3 protein-coding genes are annotated in these 3003 nt (G+C 29.3%); all 3 read right to left on the reverse strand.

Annotated elements, in window-relative coordinates; translation table 11 throughout:
• Positions 1–194: 194 nt before the first annotated feature.
• Positions 195–1115, reverse strand: a complete 921-nt coding sequence (locus tag K1X16_RS17775; protein ID WP_225037413.1) for a DUF4238 domain-containing protein — start codon at positions 1113–1115, stop codon at positions 195–197.
• 163 nt (positions 1116–1278) lie between these two features.
• Entirely contained in the window at positions 1279–1992 is a 714-nt protein-coding gene (locus K1X16_RS17780) for a hypothetical protein (RefSeq protein WP_225037414.1), read from the reverse strand.
• A gap of 162 nt (positions 1993–2154) precedes the next feature.
• Positions 2155–2877, reverse strand: a complete 723-nt coding sequence (locus K1X16_RS17785) for an HNH endonuclease (protein ID WP_225037415.1) — start codon at positions 2875–2877, stop codon at positions 2155–2157.
• Between the last annotated feature and the right edge of the window lie 126 nt (positions 2878–3003).

Raw genomic sequence — 3003 nt, forward strand, 5'->3', positions numbered from 1 at the left:
TCGGCACAATTATTATGATTATTATTAAAATTCCGTAAATCATACGTGGTTTCTTAAATTACTGGCAACGTGTTTGTGTATGATTTCGTTGCGTGTTTAAGCACTAAAGTTAGCAAATAAATCACAGATAGAAAGTCCGCGAGGACTTTCGTAAGTAGGCTATAACTAGCAATGAATTATACACGGTGTTGGGCTTAGTTATTTTTATTCCATCTTTCGATTGTTTTTAAATCGTTCGATATTATATATTTCATTGATGTTAGACAAGTACCTAGGTTAATAAAGTCAATAGTTTTTTTATCAATTTGCTTATATTCAATTTTAATATTTATCGCATTTAGATATACTGGGTCAGTTTGTTTAAATGGCTCAATATACAAGCAGTATTTTGGTGATAACACTAAATAATTAAATGAGGGATGATTTAGGTGTATTGTTGAATTAAATATCTTTTCTCTATTCAAATGAGAAACATTTAGACTAAAGCCAGGATTATCATTTGCTATAAACGGAAATTCCTCAATTGATTTATATATTGTCCATTTTTTAGTGGTCAATTCATTAATATAAAGTTCAATATACTTATCATATTGCTCGTAATTTAGGATGTTATTAATTTGAATCTCCTTGGCTATATTTTTTGATTCCCGTTGAATTTCTGGCAAATGCTTTTTTATTTTGTCTTCAGGGTTTATTTCTTTTTTTATACTTTCAAATCGAATATTCATTTCGATTAACCATTTTGATATTCTCTCAATATTATTTCTGTGATATTCTGTTCTTTGATTTGAATGTAATATCCATTCAATTAGCCTAACTCTAGTTATTTCAGAAAGATTTAATTCCTGATTTACTTCTTTAAGAATCTGGTTGTAGGTAGGTTCTAATTTTTGTGAATAAAAATTCTCTAAAACAAGTCTGTTTTCTGAATTGTTTAGGCTATAGAAGTTTTTGATTTTAAATATACTAGAATTTACACCTTTTGGTTTTGGTTGATTATTGTATTTATCTTTAAAATCAATACACCAAACGTGATTTGGATTCTTATGATTTTTTATTTCAAATTGGCGAAGAAATGTCGCAGGTACAATATGTTGTTGCTCTTTTTCTGCCATTTTCTTAAGAGTTCTGTTTAATTAAGCCCAACGTGTTTGTATATGATTTGTTGCGTGTTTCAAGCAACTAATTTAGTAAATAATTACCGACCAAGAAAGTCCGCGAGGACTTTCGTAAGTAGGCAAGAAGCCAGCAATAAATTATATACGGTGTTGTAAGCAGTTATTTAAATCTATTTTTCTTCTTTTTAAAGTAATTTTCAATATTCGGTTTCTGTTCAGTTTGTCTAAATTCAAAAATTTTATTTTCAGATTTTATTTCGTTTGTTCTGAATTCCGTTTTGCTTTTTATTACAAAACTTGAATCAGATTTTATAATTCCTTTCAATTCGTATAAATATGCTGAATTAAAAGAATCACTTGTTGGATTTTGCTTTTCAATACTATAATACTGAATTTTAATATTCTTATTTTCAATTTTAACTAAACCTTTTCTGCCAATATCATTTGGCTTAAATCCACAAATCCGTTTAGTTCTTTTTTCGGTAGAGTTTTGAGTTTTGAGCATTAATTCAATGGTTTTATGTGCACTTTCGTATGTGTTGTCATAATTGTCTTTTTCTGCACAATAATAATGTGAAAGACCATTAATTTCGCCAAGTTTGACTACAAAACCATCTTCGTAAATAAATATTACGGATATATATTTTATTTTATTTATTCCAGTTTTTTCTATGTAATCGTCAATAAAAGGTGGTGGATTTTCGCCATATTCAAATTCAGATTCAGCAAAATAATATCCATTTAGATTTAATGTTTTTTCTGTTAATGAATTGTCCTCAAAATCAATTAGTTTATTCTTATGATGCGTTTTGAATATTCCACAAGAATTAATTGTCAAACAAATAATAAATAATATTAATATTCTGATTTTCAATATGTTCGTTTTAATTGCTTACAACGTGTTTGTGTATGGTTAGTTGCGTAGTTGGGTAGCTAATTTAGCAAACTTTCACGAACCAGAGAAAATTCCGCAGGAATTTTCGCAAGTAAGCAGAAAAAAGCAATTAATTATACACGGTGTTGCCATTAGTACTTTTTATCTCATAAGGTTTTTCAATTCCGAAATCGAATAAGCAGGCTTTTGCTTGTGCAACATAGCGTGACAATTCGGACAAACCGGAATCAAGTCCGTTTTTGGATTCACAGAGTACTCTTTTCCGATTGTTGATATATCGATTATATGATGTACGTGAATAAAATTCCTTCCTAAATCGCCAAATTTTTGTTCAAAATTAAAATCACAAACTTGACAGTTTAATCCGAAATGTTCTATACATTCTTGACGTGCTAATTGATTTCTTTCATAACTATTTACAGTAACTTGTCTTGTTTTACCTTCCGAATATTTTATGTCAGCATCAACTTCATTCGGGAAAACAGTTTCTCCAAAAACATCTTTTACTATTTCGTAAAATTTCTCATAAATCTTTCTTCCTGTCTTTACAGAAGCACCAGAAACTTCTTCATAATATTCTATGTGTTGGTAAAGAGAAAGTAAAGCCGTTTTTAATCCGCTAACACCATTTTCATTATAAATCCGTTCAAGATAATATTCCGTTCCATATGAGTTAATTGTTCGCGTGAATAATTTTCCTTGGATTAGATTTGAATAAGCATAAATATAATCAAGTCCAGAACTTTTTTTCATTCCCATACTTGTAAGGGATTCAGTTCCTTCGTTTAAAGACATTTGATTCAGATAAATCTTTTTTCCAAGTTCAAATGCTTTATGAATTTGTTCATTCGTAATTTTTCCCATTCAGTTCGAGTGTTTTTGGGTATTAATGGCAACGGTTTTGTGTATGATTTCGTTGCGTGTTTAAGCACTAAAGTTAGCAAATAAATCACAGATAGAAAGTCCGCGAGGACTTTCGTAAGTAGGCTA

The organism is Winogradskyella sp. SM1960 (genome assembly GCF_020179375.1).
Lineage (GTDB): Bacteria > Bacteroidota > Bacteroidia > Flavobacteriales > Flavobacteriaceae > Winogradskyella > Winogradskyella marina.